Raw genomic sequence first — 18,612 nt, 5'->3', positions numbered from 1 at the left:
AAATGCTTGAGTTGAAGAATAAAAAACGATACTCTTAAAGCATGAAAGGAAGGCAACATGGAAATCTCTCAGATAATCAAAGAAAATCGTAAAATGAAAAATCTCAGTCAGGAAGAATTGGCGAAAAAAATGCATATTTCTCGTCAATCAATTTCAAAATGGGAGACAGGAAAATCACTACCAACAACAGGCCAAATTATCTTACTTAGTGAAATTTTCGATTGTTCTTTGGACACGTTGCTCAAAGGTGACAAAAAGATGGAAGAAAAAGCAAAACATGAGATTGATGACAAACGGACTTTGAAGTTAATCTATAAGGTGGGTTGGGGATTTATTATTCCTTTACTTTTTATTTTGAAATTTGTTTTACATTTGTTTTGATGATAATGAAAGACCATTTTGGTCTTTTTTTGTTTGGTAAAAACATTCAAAAGAGTACGATGTAAATCTTAAAGTTACGTTTTATTAAATTAAGTTTTTTTAAAGTTAAAATTTTGACAAATAAATTAAAACCGAGTATAATCACTTCAAGAAAGCGTTAACAAAATAGTATTACTCTATCATATCAGAAGAAAAGTACTAGCACTCTGATAGATATTTTAGCTAGCTTATAAACAATTTGAAGGAGGAACACAATGGAACTTACAATGACACGCGCTCTGATTAGACGCAGAAATATAAAGAGAAAAGTATCGGTTTTAGTACTGGGGACTGCACTTATCTCAGGAACAGCTTTTGCTTCGGCACAGGTTTTTGTTTCTGGTGGTTGGAATACGAATTATATCGAACGATTTAATCCGACGATTACTAAAGCTACTGCGCATGATAATGCCCAAATAAATCAAAGACATTATAGCTGGGCAAAAGTCGGAAAAAGTGCAACAGCTTTTAGTAATACCGTATCAGCTAACAAGATTGCACAGGCGAAAGCTATTGGGGCATGGAATGCTGGTTATAGTGGTTGGTTTGTCAAATTATAATAGGGAGTTAATATGAATAAGGTTATTAAGTTTGTTCTTCTTGTTCTATTTATTGTTATTTCAATATCTTCTGCCAATATAGTAAAAAATAATTTTGTAGATAAGCAAATTGAAAAAAATTATGATGTTCAAGATTTTACACAAATTTATCTTCCTTCATCCATTAGTAGCGACAAGAATTTAATTTCCCTTGTAGAAGGTGTGTCAGCTAAAACTGGGGCATCTTTTATTTTTAGGAGTACGTATGGTGGAGTAAAGAACGATGGGAAAGGTCATGCGGATTTGCTTAAAATGGATAGTAAAGCGGTGTTTTACAAGACAAACTATCAAACATCTGATAAAAAAACTTTTGTATCTCACGGTTTTAGCTGTCAATTATGGAGTGAGCCTCTTAAGAATATTACGACTGTAGAACAGGAAAATAGTGATGTTTATATAAAAAATAAAAATATCCAAACTTCTCTCCAAGACTTTTTAATAGCTCTTAATCAAAAATATGGGACTCATATTACTTCTAAAAAATTAATGACTCGTCCTAGTGATTTTTATCCTAATAATTATACTAGTTTCATTGGTTTAACTAATGATAATTTATCTTTATTTATAGGAATTTCGATAGTTTTCTTTGCTATCTTTTTATTTGTTTGGTTAGTTGGAAATAATAAAAAAATTGCTACTTATCGTTTGAATGGCGTCAGCGCTCATAGGATAGGCTTGCGTTTATTTTTGAAAGAATTTTTTATAGTGACATTGCTGGCTTATATATTTTCAAGTTTTTTAGTTTTCAGAGGATTTAATCTTCAATTTAGTTTGCAAATGTTTATTATGCTGTTACTTGTTATCATAGTTTCCTATATCTCCATAGTACTTGTATCTAGCTTTTCACTTGCCAATCAGATTAACTCTAAGTCATTTTTTAAGTATAGTCACTATGTTCTCTATGCGGTCAAAGCATTTGTATTTTTGATTACAGTTTTTACAACAGCAACTCTACTCTATTTTGTAAATGCTAAGCTAGAAATAACTTCCAAAATTGGGCAAGAATATGCCGTACTTTACCCAGAATTTTCAGGCTATGACGGAGGTCAGCCCCTAAATCTATCATTCATTGATTTATTTGTTTATGCTGAGGAACATGATGGACTTTATATTTCTGATTCAAGCATTGATATTGTAGAAAATGATAGTCTGAATGACTTACAAATTAATGATAACTATCTTTCAAAATTTGCTATATACTCTCAGGACAATCAAAGAGTAGAAATAAATCCTGATACAAATTCGGGGATTATTTTGGTTTCGGAAAAATATAAATCTCAACTTTCTAAGATAAAAAAATATTATGCTTCTTCTGATTCATTGGCATTTTTTAAAGGTTCAACTATAAAATACTACTTCATAAAAGATGCTCAAAAGTTAGACTTACTAGACGAAAATAGTACCAAAATATCTCCAGATTTAGTAGAAGTTTATACGAGAAAAAATTTTACTGATAAGGGAAATATTACTTTTCAACACAATACTGTTTTGAAATTTAAAATTAGGGGAACAATAGAAAAAACATATCAACCTCTTATTCCTATTTTGAAGAAAAATAGTGCTCTTGAAACTCACCCTTCCATGATTAAGATAGACGATATAAGTAAAACGGATAATTTGAGTACGGTTGGAAATCCCTATAATTATGCTGTTACTAATGGTTTAGTGATTCTTATATTTTTATCAATGATTCTGACAACTACGGTTTTTTATTTTGAAACATACAAAAAGAAAATTGCGGTCAAAAGATTATATGGAATTTCTTTCTTTGTAACTTATAAAACTCTTTTTGCAATAGTCTTAGTGCAGGGAAGTTTATATTTTGCTTTTGCTTTAAGTCAAAGAGATGTTAACATCACACTGGAGGGACTGGGAATTTATTTTGTCTTAGAAATTTTGATTATTATTTTGATATTGCTAAAACTACAAAAAGGACTATTTTTGAATGTCTTGAAAGGAGAATAGAATGATTGAGATTGAAGAACTGACAAAAAGTTACAAAGGGCATATTATTTTTGATAAATTAAATTTAAAAATTCCGGAAGGAAAAATGACCGCAATTTATGGGACAAGTGGTGCGGGAAAGTCAACACTTTTGAATATTATCGGTTTAATTGAGGATTATGATGATGGGAAATATTATTTTAACGGTCAGTTTGCACCACCTTTTAATAGTTCCTTAGCTTTAAAGATGAGGAGAAATAAAATTTCCTATCTTTTTCAAAACTTTGCTTTATTGGAAGATGAAACAATCGAAAAAAAATTAGAGATAGCACTGATTTATTATAGAATTTCCAAAAAAGAAAAACGAAAAAAGATGAAGAATTTGTTACTCCAAGTAGGCATAAATCATCGATTAAATACAAAAGTTTATAGTCTTTCTGGTGGAGAGAAACAAAGAGTAGCAATTGCACGGGCTTTATTAAAAGAAAGTCAGCTGATTTTGGCAGATGAACCAACAGGTTCGCTTGATACAGAAAATAGAAATGAAGTGATTGCTCTTTTGCGTCAAGAAGTTGATAAGGGAAAGACGGTTGTCATTGTGACATATGATTCTTATCTGAAAGAAATTAGTGATTTGGTTATTGAGATTGGGGAATGATCTGTGATGAAAATTAAAAAGGCTCAATAAAAATATTGGGTCTTTTTTTTTCTCCTCTAGGTAAATAAACATGTTATAATAATCTCAGAAGCTGATTTTTATGAATCGGCCTTTTGGCTTTTATTGAAATATTTACTGACAGATAAAAATAGGACAGCTGAAAAGTCTGTCAGTAAATTTGGTAGGTTAAACTAATGAAAATCTATATTGTCGGAACAGTTGGTTCTGGAAAATCAACGTTGGCTAGGAAATTAAGTGAAAAAAACTCAATGCGCGTGTTTCACTTGGATAATATCGTTCATGAAGGTGAAAGAAATCGAACAGATAAAGAAGTTTTCGAGTCAATTGAGTGTATTTTTAAGAATGAGTGTTTTATCATTGAAGATACATTACGCGAACGATTTATTCCATTGTTAGACAAAGTTGACAAGATTATTTATTTAGATTTACCTAAAAACTTACTGAAATATCGGATAATTAAGCGCTATGTAAAACAAAAATTGAGACTTGAAAAATCAACTTATCGACCAAGTTTACAGATGTTAAAACAGATGTTTATCTGGCAAAAAATTGGCCGGAGTGAACTGATAAATGCTCAAAAAAATAAAATTGTTTTACACAATAAAAGAGAAATTCGGCAATTTATAAAAAATTTTCAAAAATAGAGAAGAAAGAATAGAAAATGACAAAAATGATTGTTGGCTTGGGAAACCCAGGCGATAAATATGAAAAAACAAAACATAATATGGGCTTTATGGCACTTGATTTACTGGCAAAAGAACTGAATGTTGATTTTAAAGAAGAAAAACCTTTTATGTCGCTTGTCGCGTCAACATTTGTGAATGGTGAAAAATTGTTTCTCGTGAAACCTTTGACTTTTATGAATGAATCTGGGCGTGCGGTGGCGCCACTTTTGAAATATTATAATATAGACGAGGCAGATTTAACGGTCATGCATGATGACTTGGACTCACCAGTCGGGCGCGTGCGTCTAAGACAAAAAGGGTCATCAGGTGGACAAAATGGAATAAAATCAGTCATTACACATGTGGGAAGTCAAACCTTTAACCGTGTAAAAATTGGGATTGGCCGTCCAAAACATGGGATGACAGTTGTGAATCATGTACTATCTGGTTTTGACAATGAAGATAAGGAAATTGCTCAAGATGGAATTTTCAAAGCTGTTGATGCAATGAAATTCTATCTTGAAAATGGTGATTTTCAAAAGACAATGAATAAATTTAACTAAATGAATATTATTGAATTTTTTGACCAAAATTGGCAACTACAAAAATGGCAACAAGGTTTTTCAAAGCGTGAGCGAACTTTACTGACAGGATTGTCAGGAACAGCAAAGAGCTTAGTGATGGCAAATGCTTATGAAAATGTTGCTGACAAATATATTATTGTTACTGACAGCCAGTTTCATGCGAATGAACTTTATGATGAACTGTCAACTTTGCTTGGTGAAGAAAAAGTTTTTCAATTTTTTTCTGACGATAACATCTACGCAGAGTTCGCACTTGCATCTAAAGATCGAGTTGCTTATCGACTTGAGGCACTTAATTTCCTACTTGACGAAAAGTCAACAGGATTTTTGGTCATACCTTTTTTGGCATTACGGAGCTATTTACCAAGTCCCGAAAATTTTTTAGAAAATTATCTTTTACTGACCTCTGGGGATGAGTATGATTTATCAAATTTAGTTAATTTATTATCAAAAGCTGGTTATGAAAAGACACAGCGCGTGATGACGCCAGGTGAATTTTCAATGCGAGGAGATATCGTTGATATTTATCCTTTAGATGCGGAAAATCCGGTACGTTTAGAGTTTTTTGGTGATGAAGTAGATACGATTCGCTCATTTGATGTGGAGAGTCAACGTTCACTGACAAGCCTTGAACGTTTGGAAATATATCCGGCAAGTGATTTTATTTTGACTGACAAAGAATTTGACAAGGGTGCAAAATCACTGACAGAAATGACAAATTTACTGACAGACCCGTCAGCAAAATCATATATGGAAGAAGTGATTTCAGCAGCTCAAAATCACTACTATCACAAAGATTTACGAAAATTTGCGGAGTATTTTTATGATAAAAAAACTTCACTTTTAAATTATTTTCCAAAAAATGTTCAAATATTCATTGATGATTTTCAAAAAGTAAATGAAATGAATAATAAGTTAGAAATGGAATTAGCAGATTTCATTTTATCTGAAAAAGCAATGGAAAGAGGATTTGAAGGGCAGACTTATTTGCTAGATACAATGGCAAAAGTTAGAAATTATAAGCCTGCTACCTTCTTTTCAAATTTCCAAAAAGGGCTCGGAAATCTCAGATTTGAACAACTTTATAATTTCAAACAACATTCAATGCAACAATTTTTCGGTCAATTAGAACTTTTTTACACTGAAGTTGAACGATTTATTAAGCAAGAGTTTACAGTTGTTTTAGCTGTATCATCAGAAAAACTCCGTAAATCACTCCATGAATTAGATTTAAGTTTACAAGAGGTTGACAGAGAATCTATTCAAGTGGGTAAAGTCAATCTGATTGATTTGCAATTATCCAATGGTTTTAATTTCCTCGATGAAAAATTAGTCGTCATGACTGAGCATGAAATATTTGGTAAAATGCGTAAGAAAAAGGCACGCAAACTGAATATTACAAATGCAGAAAGGCTAAAAGATTACAATGAACTCGCTGTTGGTGATTTTGTTGTCCATAAGAATCATGGGATTGGGAAATATTTAGGTTTACAAACGCTTGAAGTCGGCGGAATGCATCGTGATTATCTGACCATTCAATATCAAAATGGGGATACAATTTCTGTTCCAGTTGATCACCTAGATTTACTCAGTAAATATACAGCTGGTGAAGGAAAAAGTCCTAAAATCAATAAACTGAACGATGGGCGTTGGCGTAAAACCATGTCTTATGTCAGTAAACAAGTTGAAGATATTTCAGATGATTTGATTAAACTTTATGCTGAACGTCAGGCGAAAAAAGGATTTGCATTCTCGCCGGATGACACCAGTCAAGAAGAATTTGATTCTGGTTTTTCATATGTTGAAACTGAAGACCAGATGCGTTCAATCAATGAAATTAAGCATGATATGGAACTTGAACGGCCAATGGACCGCTTGTTAGTTGGTGATGTTGGTTTTGGTAAAACCGAAGTTGCAATGCGAGCAGCCTTCAAAGCCATAAATGACGGGAAACAAGTCGCAGTTCTTGTGCCAACGACTGTTCTTGCTGAGCAGCATTTTAATAATTTTACTGAACGTTTTATCAACTTTGGTGTAAATGTCGAAGTTCTCAGCCGTTTTCAAACGAAAACACAGCAAACTGAAATTCTAGCCAAATTGAAAAAAGGACGAGTTGATTTAATTATTGGAACTCACCGTTTACTTTCAAAAGATGTTGAATTTTTTGATTTAGGTTTGATGATTATTGATGAAGAACAACGTTTTGGGGTTAAGCATAAAGAACGTTTGAAAGAATTAAAAACCCAGGTTGATGTTTTGACATTGACAGCCACACCTATTCCTAGGACTCTACATATGTCAATGCTTGGAATTCGTGATTTGTCAGTTATTGAAACACCACCAACAAACCGTTATCCAGTTCAAACCTATGTCATGGAAACAAACTACGGTGTGGTTCGTGATGCAGTGTTGAGAGAAATCTCTCGTGGTGGACAAGTTTACTATGTTTACAACAGAGTTGACACGATTGAGCAAAAAGTTTCTCAATTAGAAGAATTAATTCCTGAAGCAAGAATTGGTTTTATACACGGCCAAATGACTGAAGTACAACTTGAAAATACTTTACTTGCCTTTATCGCAGGTGATTATGATGTGCTTGTTGCAACGACAATCATTGAAACTGGGGTTGATATTCCAAATGCGAATACGCTTTTTATTGAAAATGCGGATATGATGGGCTTGTCACAACTTTATCAATTAAGAGGGCGAGTGGGGCGTTCAAATCGGGTGGCTTACGCCTATTTAATGTATCGACCTGAAAAAATATTGTCTGAAGTTTCGGAAAAACGTTTGGAAGCTATTAAAGGCTTTACAGAATTAGGCTCAGGTTTCAAGATTGCCATGCGTGATTTGTCTATCCGTGGTGCTGGTAATTTACTGGGAAGTGAGCAATCAGGATTTATTGATTCTGTTGGTTTCGATTTGTACTCACAACTGTTGGAAGAAGCCATTCACGCTAAACTTGGGACAAGTAAGCAAAAACGGACTTCAAATGTGGAAATTTTTTTGGAATTGGATGCCTTTATTCCTGCTTATTATATTTCTGATGAACGTCAAAAAATTGAAATTTACAAACGAATTCGTCAAATTGATAGTCGGGAGATTTATGAAGAACTACAAGAAGAATTGGTTGACCGTTTTGGAGAATATCCAGATGAAGTCGCTTATCTTCTGGAAATTGGTCTCTTAAAACACTTTGCAGATAATGCCTTAGTTGAAAAAATTGAAAAATCGAGATTTGAAGCAACTGTTACTTTGGAAAAAGTGGCTAATACCACCTATGACCCACAAGATTATTTCAAAGCCTTGGCTAAAACAAGCATGAAAGCTTCTGTGGGGGAAAAATATGGTAAAATGACTTTCCGCTTTAAAATTGAAAATCGAAACTCCGTTGTTCTTTTGAGCGAAATAATGAATTTTATTGAAGAATTATCAAAAATACGAGACAGTTACGAAAACAAGTAATTATTTTGTAAAAAAAGATAAATATGATACAATGCTTTTATATAAAACTATAAAAAATAGAGTTTAATAATTTTATGGAAATAAAAAACATAAAGAGAAAAAATTCTCAAGATGTAATTTATAAAATTAAACTCATATTTTAAAGGAGATTTATAAAAGTGGATTTAAAAGCAGCAAAAGCGGAGTTGAGAGAAAAAAGCCGACCCTATCAAACTTATTCTTACTATCTTATTATTCCAATCTTTATTATTCTTGTTTTTCTATTATCTTTAGTGGGGTACAATAAAGGAACTTTTGGAACAATCGTTTTTGTTTTTGTGATTTTTGCTCATGTTTGGGCAAGTAAACTGGATTTAGTAAGAAAAAGAAAACATGTGGCACCAATTTTAATGTATGTAACTCAAGGATTAGGAGTTGTTCTTATGGTTTTATTAGTTACCGAAGTTTCAGCGGGAGGGACAGGAAATATTGCTTTAGGACTTTCAAGTCTTATTCTACTTCCAATTGAAATTATTGCGATTGTTTTCTTCTTTATTTCAGCTAATGATATAAAAAAAGCTTATCCAACAATGAAAGAAGACGCCAAAGCAGCAAGGCTAGAATATCAAGAACTTAGACGTTCAAAATAATAAAAAAATTACTGACAGGTCTGTCAGTAAATTAATAAGGTTCTGTCACTAATGATGGAGCCTTATTATTATAAATAAAGGCATTTTCAAACAAAATGAAATATGTTATAATCAAACCATGAGATTAGATAAGTTTTTAAAAGTTTCGCGCTTGATTAAACGTCGTCCAGTTGCGAAAGAAGTTGCCGACAAAGGTCGGATTAAAATTAACGGAAAATTAGCGAAATCTTCATCTGATGTAAAATTTAATGACACAATTGAAATTCGTTTCGGAAATAAAATTGTTGAAGTTCGGGTTGCTGAATTAAAAGAGTTTACACGTAAAGAAGATGCTGATAAAATGTATGAAATGATTAGCGAAACTCGTATTACAGAAGAAGTTGAGTAATTATCATCAAAATAGATTGGAGGTTGTCATGGCAAAGCAAGTGATTCAACTAAATAATAAGTACACTCAGAAGCATAAAAAAAGAAATTTAAACCCAGTACCAAAAAGAAAACATTTAGGGCTTATTTTGATCGTAGCAATTTTACTTTTTAGTTTAGCAAGTATGAGTTTGATAAAATCATATGAAACTTTGCACAGTCAAGTAGCTTTAGAACAAAGTGCAAAGAAACAATATGAGAGTCTTTCTAAAGAAGTAACGATTAAAAAAGAAGAAATATCAAAACTTCAGGATCCTAACTATCTCCAAAAATTTGCTCGGAGTGACGGTCAAGAATATTCACAAAGTGATGAAAAAGTTTTTACTACTGACAGTCCCTTGATTGGAAGTAACGGGTCAAAATAATGATTGGACAAGTTGAAAACATTACAAGATTTGGACTTTTTGTAAAAATTTCTACTGACAAACTTGACGAAAGTACAGAAAAACTTGCTGACAAAGCTGTCAGTAAAAATAGAGGACTTTTGCGTTGGTCACAAATCCCTAAAAATGTACCCAAAGTACAAATTGGAGATTTGATTGGTGTTGAAATTTCAAATATACATGAAGATGGTAAGGTTGATTTAAATTATCAAGAAAAAATTTTTAAAAATGTCTATGCCGAATTTTTAGAAACAAGTCACCAAAGACTTACAGAACTTGAGCAAAAAAATCGTGAATTGAACTAAATAATTAAAAAGAAAAAATATTATTTAGTTTTTTCTTTGACTATTCTATTGACTAAAAATAGCACCTATTTTATGAAAAATTCTAGGAATTAAAAAGATAAAGATTACAACAGAAATTATTCTATGGAATGGATAAGATGTTGGGCAAGGTTTTAATCATGCAAAAACAGAGAACAAAAATTAATAGTGGAGTAGCCTTGGTGATGCTTTTAATGATTATCACAGGCTTTTTTGCTTTTTCACAAACAAGATATTTTGCTGACAAAAATGTCAGTAAATCAAAAAATATTGTTGCAGCTGACAAAGTTACAGACAAAGAAAAAGAAACTGAAACTTGGACTTCAATCCCCCAAAGAGCAGTGGCTTATCAAGAATTAACAACTTATGAGGACTCAAACCTTACTAAATCAGTTGGTAAAATTCCAGCTAAGACACAATTAGATATTGCCGAAATCGTTGGGAAATCCTTTAAGTTAAAGACAGGAAAGTATATTTCTACTGACAAAAAAGCTGTGATATCAGATCTTACAATTTCTAGAGAGTCAACAAATACAACAATATATACTGATAAAAGTGACAATGTATTTTACAACCCCGTAACCACTTATGATAATCAAATAATGACAAATTTAAGTGGTACACATCAACTTTCTGCTGATAAAATGGCTAAGACTAACTGGGGAACTTACTACGAAGTATCTTTGGATAATGGCCAAACGGGTTGGGTTTCAGAAAATGATATTTCTTTGGAAAATCCCAAAATCAAACAAGTTCAGACATTATTGAATCAGAAATACAATGACAAAAAGTATTCGATCTATGTCAAAGAACTTGACGATAAGTTTACAGCTGGTGTAAACCAAGAACAGAAAATGTATTCAGCGAGTCTTTCTAAAATTCCAATTCTTTATTGGACTCAAAAACGACTTAATGAAGGTTTGGCTTCACTTGATGACAAACTATTGTACACCCCAGCCATTAATACTTTTTATGGAAGTTATAAACCAGAAGGAACTGGAAATTTACCAAAAACAGCAGATAATAAATATTACAGTCTTCAGGATGTTATCAATAGAACAGCCAAACTCTCAGACAATGTCGGAAGTAATATGCTCGCCTATTATGAAACCCAGGAGTTTAATCCAAACTATCAAAAAGAAATAAATAGGATTGCTGGACAAGAGTGGAATCCAAAAGAGCGAAATGCCTCAGCTCAAATGGTAGGTAGAATGCTAGAAGCTCTTTACAATGAAGGAGGGGCTTCCTTTAACGCTTTATTTGATACCTCTTTTGATGATGTTAAAATTAGAGCAGGCGTTCCTAAAAATATATCGGTTGCTCACAAAATTGGTGGTGCAGATACAGATAATCATGATGCAGCCATTGTATTTGCAAGTAAACCATATCTTTTGGTAATTGAAACTGATGGGGCAACAGATGATGAAATAAAAGCAATTTCTCAAGATGTTTATGGAGTTATGAAATGACACCAGCTCAACGTAAATTTTTAAAAATAGTCAAAGATGAACACTATTTTGATAAAGATTCAAAAATATTATTGGCTTTATCAGGTGGTAAAGACTCAATGACTCTTTTTAACTGGCTCTATGATTTAAAAGAAGTTCTCGGTATTGAACTGGGACTGGCTCACATTAATCATGGCTTACGAGAAGAGTCAAAGTTTGAAGAAATTGCTCTTCGAGAAATGGCAACAAAACTTAAAGTACCAATTTATGTTGACAAGTTTACAGGAGAGTTTACAGAAAAAAATGCACGTGATTTCCGTTATCAGTTTTTTGAAAAGCTAATGATAGGAGAAAATTACAATATTTTGCTGACAGCTCATCATCAAGGAGACCTTGTTGAAACGGTATTAATGCGTCAAATTACAGGACGTCCTTTGAGAAGTCTTCAGGGCATTGCTGACCGTCAACCTTTTGCAAGTGGGCAATTAATCAGACCATTATTGAAATTTACAAAAGAAGAACTTGATGCACAAATCTATTATGAAGATTCAACAAATCAAGGACTAGATTATTTTAGAAATAGAATACGTAATCAACTAATTCCAGAATTAACAAAAGAAAATCCTCAATTTTCACAATCAATCAGTGATTTGAGCTCGGAAATTAAAAAGGCGTTGGCAGTAATTAATCAAAAAATTTCGGAACTTGAAATTGTTGATGAAAAAATATCATCTAAAAAATTCATCTCCCAAACAAAAGAATTACAACATTTTATCTTACAAGCATTTTTTGCTCAATATCCAGAAATAGAAGTAAGTAAGAAAAAATTTGCGGAAGTACTTCATATTATCAATCGCCCTCAACAATATTTCGCAAAATTGAATAAGGAATTTTATTTTGTGAAGACTAAAGATTTCTTTTATCTTGAAAAAATTCAACTTGAAAGGGAGAATTCAGTAGAGATTGTAAGTGAAAATCCGCAAGATGAATCATTTATGGAAGTTTATTTGCCTCTTGAAGGGGAAATTGAAATTCGTAAACGCCAGCCTGGGGATCAAATTCTAATCAATGGTCATCATAAAAAATTACGCAAGTTTTTTATTGATAACAAAGTTCCATTAAAGGCCCGAGAGAATCCACTTATCTTCGTTGATAAAAAACTCTATGCCATTGTCGGTCTTGCGTGTTCTGATTTGAGTAAAATGCTCAAAAATGATAAAATTAGAAGAATATTATGGGTCAAACCCAGTATAGGAGAGGAAATCAACGATGCTCGAAAAAAATCTTGATAAGGCCATTGAAAAAGTATTAGTTTCAGAAGAAGAAATTATAGAAAAATCCAAAGAACTTGGAGAAATATTAACAAAAGAATACGAAGGAAAAAATCCATTAGTCTTAGGAATTCTTCGCGGTTCAGTTCCTTTCTTAGCTGAATTAATCAAACATATTGATTGTCACTTAGAAACTGACTTTATGACTGTATCAAGTTATCACGGCGGAACAAAATCTTCTGGTGAAGTAAAATTAATCCTAGATGTTGATACAGCAGTCAAAGGTCGTGATATTTTAATTGTTGAAGATATTATCGATACTGGTCGTACTTTAAAATATCTAAAAGAACTTTTGGAACATCGTGGAGCAAACGTAAAAATTGTAACACTTCTTGACAAAACAGAAGGACGAATTGTTGAAATTAAACCAGATTATTCAGGTTTTACAATTCCTAATGAATTTGTTGTTGGATTTGGTTTGGACTACGAAGAAAACTATCGTAATCTTCCATATGTCGGAGTTTTAAAACCAGAAGTTTATAACAAATAATTCGTTGATTTTAGTCATCTAAAGTTTTTCTCAGACTAAAGTATGAAAAAATCTCTGACCAATACTTACTATTAGCATTCCAAAAGGAAATATGCTATAACTAGGTATAGCTGTTATTGACTAGCCTGTATCCTTTATTACCAGTGATACTAAGAAGTAAATTCTTGGCTTTTCTAATAATAAATAAACAAAAGATAAGGAAAATATGAATAACAACAAACAACCAAAACAAGGAAATTTTGTAAAAAATATCTTGATGTGGGTAATCTTGGCTATTGTTGTTGTTGTCGGTTTCAATTTCTTCTTCAGTAGTAATCAATCAAGCGTGGATAAAATTAGCTATTCACAATTGATGACGAAACTTGACGGTAACAAGATTGAAAACGTCACAATGCAACCTTCTGATAGCTTAATTACTGTAACAGGTGAATATAAAGAACCTGTAAAAGTAAAAGGAACAAATAATTTCCCACTTTTAGGCAATTCTAGTAGTGAAGTTAAAAACTTCCAAGCTTATATTATTCCAACTGACAGTGTTGTCAAGGATATCCAAAATGCAGCTAAAAGTAATGATGTAAAACTTAGTGTTGTTCAAGCTTCATCAAGTGGTATGTGGGTTCAAATTCTCTCATACATCATTCCAATGCTTCTATTTGTTGGTATCTTCTGGCTCATGATGGGCGGAATGGGCGCTCGTGGCGGAGGCGGCGGTGGAAATCCGATGTCCTTCGGTAAATCTCGTGCTAAACAACAAGATGGTAAAACATCTAAAGTTCGTTTTGCTGACGTTGCCGGTTCTGAAGAGGAAAAACAAGAGCTTGTAGAAGTTGTTGATTTCCTTAAAAATCCGAAAAAATATCATGATTTAGGAGCTCGTATCCCAGCAGGTGTTCTTCTTGAAGGCCCTCCAGGTACAGGTAAAACATTGCTTGCTAAGGCTGTTGCCGGTGAAGCAGGAGTTCCTTTCTATAGTATCTCAGGTTCTGATTTCGTTGAAATGTTTGTCGGTGTTGGTGCCTCACGTGTCCGTGACTTATTTGAAAATGCTAAGAAAACTGCACCATCAATTATCTTTATTGATGAAATTGATGCTGTTGGTCGTCAACGTGGTGCAGGTCTTGGTGGTGGTAACGATGAACGTGAACAAACCCTTAACCAATTGCTCGTTGAAATGGATGGTTTCCAAGATGATGGCAACTCAGTAATCGTTATTGCTGCAACTAACCGTTCAGATGTGCTTGACCCAGCGCTTTTACGTCCAGGTCGTTTTGACCGTAAAGTCTTGGTCGGAGCTCCAGATGTTAAAGGTCGTGAAGCCGTTCTTAAAGTTCATGCTAAAAACAAACCTTTAGCAAGTGATGTTGATTTGCACAATGTTGCTACACAAACTCCAGGCTATGTCGGAGCTGATTTGGAAAATGTTTTGAATGAAGCTGCACTTGTTGCTGCACGTCAAAATAAAAAAGAAATCAATGCTGCTGACATTGATGAAGGAATGGACCGTGCAATGGCTGGTCCAGCTAAGAAAGATCGTATTCAATCAATGCGCGAACGTGAGATCGTGGCTTACCACGAAGCAGGTCACGCTATTGTTGGACTCGTTCTTGAAAATGGATCTACTGTTCGTAAAGTTACCGTTGTTCCACGTGGACGCATCGGTGGTTACATGCTTGCTCTTCCAGATGAAGAAATCATGCAACCAACTAATTTCCATCTTCAAGACCAACTTGCCAGCCTTATGGGTGGACGACTTGGTGAAGAAATTGTCTTTGGTGTAGCTACTCCAGGGGCATCAAATGATATCGAAAAAGCAACACACATTGCTCGTTCAATGGTAACTGAATATGGGATGTCTAAGAAACTTGGTATGGTATCTTATGAAGGAGACCATCAAGTATTTATTGGTCGCGACTATGGTCAAACTAAGACTTACTCAGAAGCAACTGCTGTTATGATTGATGATGAAGTGCGTCGTATTCTCGGTGAAGCTTATGACCGTGCTAAAGAAGCAATTGAAACACACCGTGAGCAACATAAAGCAATTGCGGAAGCTCTGCTTAAATATGAAACACTTGATGCGAAACAAATCATGTCACTCTTCAAAACAGGAAAAATGCCTGATGAAGCAGCGGCAGCAGAAGTACCAGAACCAAAAACATTTGAAGAATCTCTCAAAGATGCAAATGCGAATGTTGATGATTTTTCAAACATTAATATCTATAATGGTGATGAAAAAACAGATTCTAAACCAGAAGAAAATAAGGAAAAATCAGAAGATGAAACAGCCGAATAAGGCTGTTTTTCTTTTTTTTTATGTTTTAGAATAAGTGGTCTAGTTTATTCTTGACAAAAAATAATATTTTGATATAATTAAATAGTTGTCGTTTGAGACGACTGACTTTCTTATTATTCATCTAAAATATTATTTTGAAAAGATAACACAGTTTATTCTTGACAAAAAAATATAAAAGTGTATAATAGAAAAGTACTGTTTGAGACAGCACAACAATATATGGTCCGTTGGTCAAGGGGTTAAGACACCGCCTTTTCACGGCGGTAACACGGGTTCGAATCCCGTACGGACTATATCTGGAGGATTACCCAAGTCCGGCTGAAGGGAACGGTCTTGAAAACCGTCAGGCGTGTAAAAGCGTGCGTGGGTTCGAATCCCACATCCTCCTTTTTAATTATCGCGGGATGGAGCAGCTAGGTAGCTCGTCGGGCTCATAACCCGAAGGTCATAGGTTCAAATCCTATTCCCGCAATTTTGGCTCGGTAGCTCAGTTGGTAGAGCAATGGATTGAAGCTCCATGTGTCGGCGGTTCGATTCCGTCTCGCGCCATTCCTTATTTAGCGGATGTAGTTTAATGGTAGAACCCCAGCCTTCCAAGCTGGCTACGCGAGTTCGATTCTCGTCATCCGCTTAACTTAATATTTTGGGAGTTTAGCTCAGTTGGTTAGAGCACTGTGTTGATAACGCAGGGGTCCCAGGTTCGAATCCTGGAATTCCCATATTTGGTATTTATTGCATAGGAGATATACCTGTTCCCATGTCGAACACAGAAGTCAAGTCCTTTTGCGCTGGAAGTACTTGGGGGTTGCCCCCTGGGAGATAAAGACGATGCCAAGTTTACATTGCGGATTAGCTCAGTTGGTAGTAGCGCATGACTGTTAATCATGATGTCGTCAGTTCGAGTCTGACATCCGCAGTAACTAAGTCACCTAAGGGTGACTTTTTTTATTTTATAAATATTATCAATAAATCTTGGCACGCCTTTTTGTGTCAAGATTTTTATTTACAGCTTTATTGGTAGCGGTTACAATATAATTATACTAGTTACTATGTAAAGGAGTCTGAAATGACTGATACTGTAAACTTAAAAGTACGAGTGCAAAAACTTGGTACCGCATTATCAAATATGGTAATGCCAAATATTCCTATTTTGATTGCCTGGGGGGTGTTGACGATGTTCTTCATTCCTGATGGTTTTACCCCTAATAAAACATTTGCAGCAATGGTTAGTCCGATGCTTGCTTTTCTTATTCCCCTAATGATTGGTTACACTGGTGGAAAAAATATTTATGAACATCGTGGAGGAGTGGTTGGTGCAATTGCGACTTTCGGTTCAATTATTGCCACAGCTAGTCTTTCTCTAGGAGGTCTAAACACTAAAGGAAACGTTCCTATGATTTTAGGTGCAATGATTTTGGGTCCTTTTGGTGCTTGGGTAATAAAAAAATTTGATGACTATGTTCAACCGCATATTAAAGCAGGTCTAGAAATGTTGATTAATAATTTCTCAGCTGGTTTAGTTGGATTTGGACTCGCACTTTTTGCTGTAAAAGTGGTTGGTCCACTTGTAGCTTGGTTAACCGACGTGATGGGACATGGGGTCGACTTTTTAATTGCTAATCATTTGATTCCCCTTGCTAATCTTTTTATTGAGCCAGCAAAAATATTATTTTTAAATAATGCAATCAATCAAGGGATTTTATCGCCATTGGGAATTCAGCAAGTTTCTGAAAATGGAAAATCACTTCTATTTTTACTAGAAGCAAATCCTGGACCAGGACTTGGAATTCTGATTGCTTTTATGCTTTTTGGTAAGGGTTCAGCTAAAGCGACGGCACCTGGTGCGATTTTGATTCAATTTGTCGGTGGTATACACGAAATCTATTTTCCTTATGTCATGATGAAACCTGCGCTCTTTTTTGCTGTGATGGCAGGTGGGGTATCAGGAACCTTGACAAATAATTTACTAGGCTCGGGTCTTGCGGCTCCTGCTTCTCCTGGTTCAATTATTGCAATCACAGGAATGGCATCAGCTAAATCAGCGGGTGGTTTTGTAAATGTCTTATGTGTCTGGTCAGGAATAGCTGTGGCAGCAATTGTTTCATTTCTAGTTGCATCTTTTATTTTAAAGCGAGATAAATCAATGATTGATGATTCTGCTTTTGAGAATGCAAAAGTAGGTGTAGCTGCAGATAAAGCTGTCAGTAAAGGACAAGTTTCTGTCAGCAATAATATTACTGACCAAGTCGATTTCTCTACGATTAATCATATTATCTTTGCTTGTGATGCAGGAATGGGTTCATCAGCAATGGGAGGCTCTATTTTGAGGAATAAAGCTAAGAAAGCAGGTTTGCTACAAGATGTTACTAATGTCGCTATAGCTAACTTAAAAGCAGGTTCTGACACAATTGTTGTGACACAAGATGAACTTGCTCCACGAGCTGCGATAATGGCTCCTGAAGCAATCAGATACTCAGTGGCTAATTTCCTCAATTCACCTCGCTATGATGAAATTATCAGTAGTTTATTGACTACTGATAATGATACAAATCAAACAATAATTACTGACAGACCTGTCAGTAAAAATGAGATAGACTTGAACCAAATTGATGAAGTTGTCTTTGCTCATGATGATTTACATATTGGTTCAAATACAATGGGCAAAGAAACATTAAAAGCAATATTCCAGATGCATGGTGTTAAAATTCCTATTTCTGATGTTGAATTTATTGGTTTAGGAGCATTTAATGCCAAAAATATCATGATTGTTTCAACAAAAGAATTTACGACAAGTGTAAAAAACGAAGCTCCAAATGCTCAACATCTTTTTGTTGAGTCATTAATTACTACTCCTGAATACATCAATATGGTGAAACGGATGAACAAATAAAAATACTAGCTGTTAATTGGCAGTCTAGTTATGAGTAGAATTT

16 protein-coding genes, 7 tRNA genes and 1 rRNA gene are annotated in these 18,612 nt (G+C 34.1%); all 24 read left to right on the top strand.

Features of this window, described 5'->3' with window-relative positions; genetic code table 11:
- The first annotated feature begins 57 nt into the window (after positions 1-57).
- The 24 genes from MHB61_RS09095 (at position 58) to MHB61_RS08980 (ending at position 18,569) form a co-directional block, all read left to right on the top strand.
- Positions 58-381: a helix-turn-helix domain-containing protein gene (locus MHB61_RS09095; RefSeq protein ID WP_003132160.1), complete on the top strand. Its 324-nt coding sequence runs from the start codon at positions 58-60 to the stop codon at positions 379-381.
- Between the two features lie 254 nt (positions 382-635).
- The gene (locus MHB61_RS09090; RefSeq protein WP_003132161.1) at positions 636-980 is read left to right on the top strand and encodes a hypothetical protein; all 345 of its coding nucleotides are present in this window, start codon (positions 636-638) and stop codon (positions 978-980) included.
- Positions 981-992: 12 nt separating this feature from the next.
- Positions 993-2,984: a bacteriocin-associated integral membrane family protein gene (locus MHB61_RS09085; RefSeq protein ID WP_003132163.1), complete on the top strand. Its 1,992-nt coding sequence runs from the start codon at positions 993-995 to the stop codon at positions 2,982-2,984.
- Position 2,985: 1 nt separating this feature from the next.
- Positions 2,986-3,621 (top strand): ABC transporter ATP-binding protein, encoded by a 636-nt coding sequence (locus tag MHB61_RS09080; RefSeq protein WP_003132164.1) that lies wholly within the window; start codon positions 2,986-2,988, stop codon positions 3,619-3,621.
- Between the two features lie 194 nt (positions 3,622-3,815).
- Entirely contained in the window at positions 3,816-4,286 is a 471-nt protein-coding gene (locus MHB61_RS09075) for an AAA family ATPase (protein WP_003132165.1), read from the top strand.
- Positions 4,287-4,303: 17 nt separating this feature from the next.
- Positions 4,304-4,870: an aminoacyl-tRNA hydrolase gene (pth, locus tag MHB61_RS09070; protein ID WP_003132167.1), complete on the top strand. Its 567-nt coding sequence runs from the start codon at positions 4,304-4,306 to the stop codon at positions 4,868-4,870.
- The gene (gene mfd, locus MHB61_RS09065; protein ID WP_003132168.1) at positions 4,871-8,356 is read left to right on the top strand and encodes a transcription-repair coupling factor; all 3,486 of its coding nucleotides are present in this window, start codon (positions 4,871-4,873) and stop codon (positions 8,354-8,356) included.
- Between the two features lie 158 nt (positions 8,357-8,514).
- Entirely contained in the window at positions 8,515-8,985 is a 471-nt protein-coding gene (locus MHB61_RS09060; protein ID WP_003132169.1) for a hypothetical protein, read from the top strand.
- A 118-nt stretch (positions 8,986-9,103) separates the two neighbouring features.
- On the top strand, positions 9,104-9,373 hold the full coding sequence (locus MHB61_RS09055) for an RNA-binding S4 domain-containing protein (protein ID WP_003132170.1): 270 nt from the start codon (positions 9,104-9,106) through the stop codon (positions 9,371-9,373).
- Positions 9,374-9,401: 28 nt separating this feature from the next.
- Positions 9,402-9,776, top strand: a complete 375-nt coding sequence (locus tag MHB61_RS09050) for an FtsB family cell division protein (protein ID WP_003132171.1) — start codon at positions 9,402-9,404, stop codon at positions 9,774-9,776.
- Complete coding sequence (locus tag MHB61_RS09045; protein WP_003132172.1) at positions 9,776-10,099, top strand: hypothetical protein; 324 nt, start codon at positions 9,776-9,778, stop codon at positions 10,097-10,099. Before MHB61_RS09050 ends, MHB61_RS09045 begins: the two co-directional genes overlap by 1 nt.
- A gap of 137 nt (positions 10,100-10,236) precedes the next feature.
- On the top strand, positions 10,237-11,586 hold the full coding sequence (locus MHB61_RS09040; protein WP_080585170.1) for a serine hydrolase: 1,350 nt from the start codon (positions 10,237-10,239) through the stop codon (positions 11,584-11,586).
- Positions 11,583-12,854 (top strand): tRNA lysidine(34) synthetase TilS, encoded by a 1,272-nt coding sequence (tilS, locus tag MHB61_RS09035; protein ID WP_003132174.1) that lies wholly within the window; start codon positions 11,583-11,585, stop codon positions 12,852-12,854. Before MHB61_RS09040 ends, tilS begins: the two co-directional genes overlap by 4 nt.
- Positions 12,835-13,386 (top strand): hypoxanthine phosphoribosyltransferase, encoded by a 552-nt coding sequence (gene hpt / locus MHB61_RS09030; RefSeq protein WP_003132175.1) that lies wholly within the window; start codon positions 12,835-12,837, stop codon positions 13,384-13,386. The genes tilS and hpt overlap by 20 nt, the downstream gene beginning before the upstream one ends.
- A 205-nt stretch (positions 13,387-13,591) precedes the next feature.
- Positions 13,592-15,679, top strand: a complete 2,088-nt coding sequence (ftsH, locus tag MHB61_RS09025; protein ID WP_003132177.1) for an ATP-dependent zinc metalloprotease FtsH — start codon at positions 13,592-13,594, stop codon at positions 15,677-15,679.
- Positions 15,680-15,900: 221 nt separating this feature from the next.
- A tRNA-Glu gene (locus MHB61_RS09020) sits at positions 15,901-15,972 on the top strand.
- A 5-nt stretch (positions 15,973-15,977) separates the two neighbouring features.
- Positions 15,978-16,067, top strand: a tRNA-Ser gene (locus tag MHB61_RS09015).
- Positions 16,068-16,077: 10 nt separating this feature from the next.
- Positions 16,078-16,151, top strand: a tRNA-Met gene (locus MHB61_RS09010).
- A gap of 4 nt (positions 16,152-16,155) precedes the next feature.
- Positions 16,156-16,228, top strand: a tRNA-Phe gene (locus tag MHB61_RS09005).
- 11 nt (positions 16,229-16,239) lie between these two features.
- Positions 16,240-16,310 (top strand) — tRNA-Gly (locus tag MHB61_RS09000).
- Positions 16,311-16,324: 14 nt separating this feature from the next.
- A tRNA-Ile gene (locus MHB61_RS08995) sits at positions 16,325-16,398 on the top strand.
- 2 nt (positions 16,399-16,400) lie between these two features.
- A 5S ribosomal RNA gene (gene rrf, locus MHB61_RS08990) occupies positions 16,401-16,516 on the top strand.
- Between the two features lie 6 nt (positions 16,517-16,522).
- Positions 16,523-16,596: transfer RNA gene (locus MHB61_RS08985), tRNA-Asn, on the top strand.
- A 149-nt stretch (positions 16,597-16,745) separates the two neighbouring features.
- Entirely contained in the window at positions 16,746-18,569 is a 1,824-nt protein-coding gene (locus MHB61_RS08980) for a PTS transporter subunit EIIC (RefSeq protein WP_014570320.1), read from the top strand.
- The last annotated feature ends 43 nt before the right edge of the window (positions 18,570-18,612 follow it).

It is taken from the genome of Lactococcus sp. FSL K6-0773, assembly GCF_038006485.1.
GTDB lineage: Bacteria > Bacillota > Bacilli > Lactobacillales > Streptococcaceae > Lactococcus > Lactococcus lactis.
Note: the sequence above shows the minus strand (reverse complement) of the source record. Positions and strands in the feature narration are given on the sequence as shown.

Coding starts and splice junctions, on each gene's coding strand:
- MHB61_RS09095 (WP_003132160.1), top strand. CDS start 58: ATGGAAATCTCTCAGATAATCAAAGAAAATCGTAAAATGAAAAATCTC.
- MHB61_RS09090 (WP_003132161.1), top strand. CDS start 636: ATGGAACTTACAATGACACGCGCTCTGATTAGACGCAGAAATATAAAG.
- MHB61_RS09085 (WP_003132163.1), top strand. CDS start 993: ATGAATAAGGTTATTAAGTTTGTTCTTCTTGTTCTATTTATTGTTATT.
- MHB61_RS09080 (WP_003132164.1), top strand. CDS start 2,986: ATGATTGAGATTGAAGAACTGACAAAAAGTTACAAAGGGCATATTATT.
- MHB61_RS09075 (WP_003132165.1), top strand. CDS start 3,816: ATGAAAATCTATATTGTCGGAACAGTTGGTTCTGGAAAATCAACGTTG.
- pth (WP_003132167.1), top strand. CDS start 4,304: ATGACAAAAATGATTGTTGGCTTGGGAAACCCAGGCGATAAATATGAA.
- mfd (WP_003132168.1), top strand. CDS start 4,871: ATGAATATTATTGAATTTTTTGACCAAAATTGGCAACTACAAAAATGG.
- MHB61_RS09055 (WP_003132170.1), top strand. CDS start 9,104: ATGAGATTAGATAAGTTTTTAAAAGTTTCGCGCTTGATTAAACGTCGT.
- MHB61_RS09050 (WP_003132171.1), top strand. CDS start 9,402: ATGGCAAAGCAAGTGATTCAACTAAATAATAAGTACACTCAGAAGCAT.
- MHB61_RS09045 (WP_003132172.1), top strand. CDS start 9,776: ATGATTGGACAAGTTGAAAACATTACAAGATTTGGACTTTTTGTAAAA.
- MHB61_RS09040 (WP_080585170.1), top strand. CDS start 10,237: ATGTTGGGCAAGGTTTTAATCATGCAAAAACAGAGAACAAAAATTAAT.
- tilS (WP_003132174.1), top strand. CDS start 11,583: ATGACACCAGCTCAACGTAAATTTTTAAAAATAGTCAAAGATGAACAC.
- hpt (WP_003132175.1), top strand. CDS start 12,835: ATGCTCGAAAAAAATCTTGATAAGGCCATTGAAAAAGTATTAGTTTCA.
- ftsH (WP_003132177.1), top strand. CDS start 13,592: ATGAATAACAACAAACAACCAAAACAAGGAAATTTTGTAAAAAATATC.
- MHB61_RS08980 (WP_014570320.1), top strand. CDS start 16,746: ATGACTGATACTGTAAACTTAAAAGTACGAGTGCAAAAACTTGGTACC.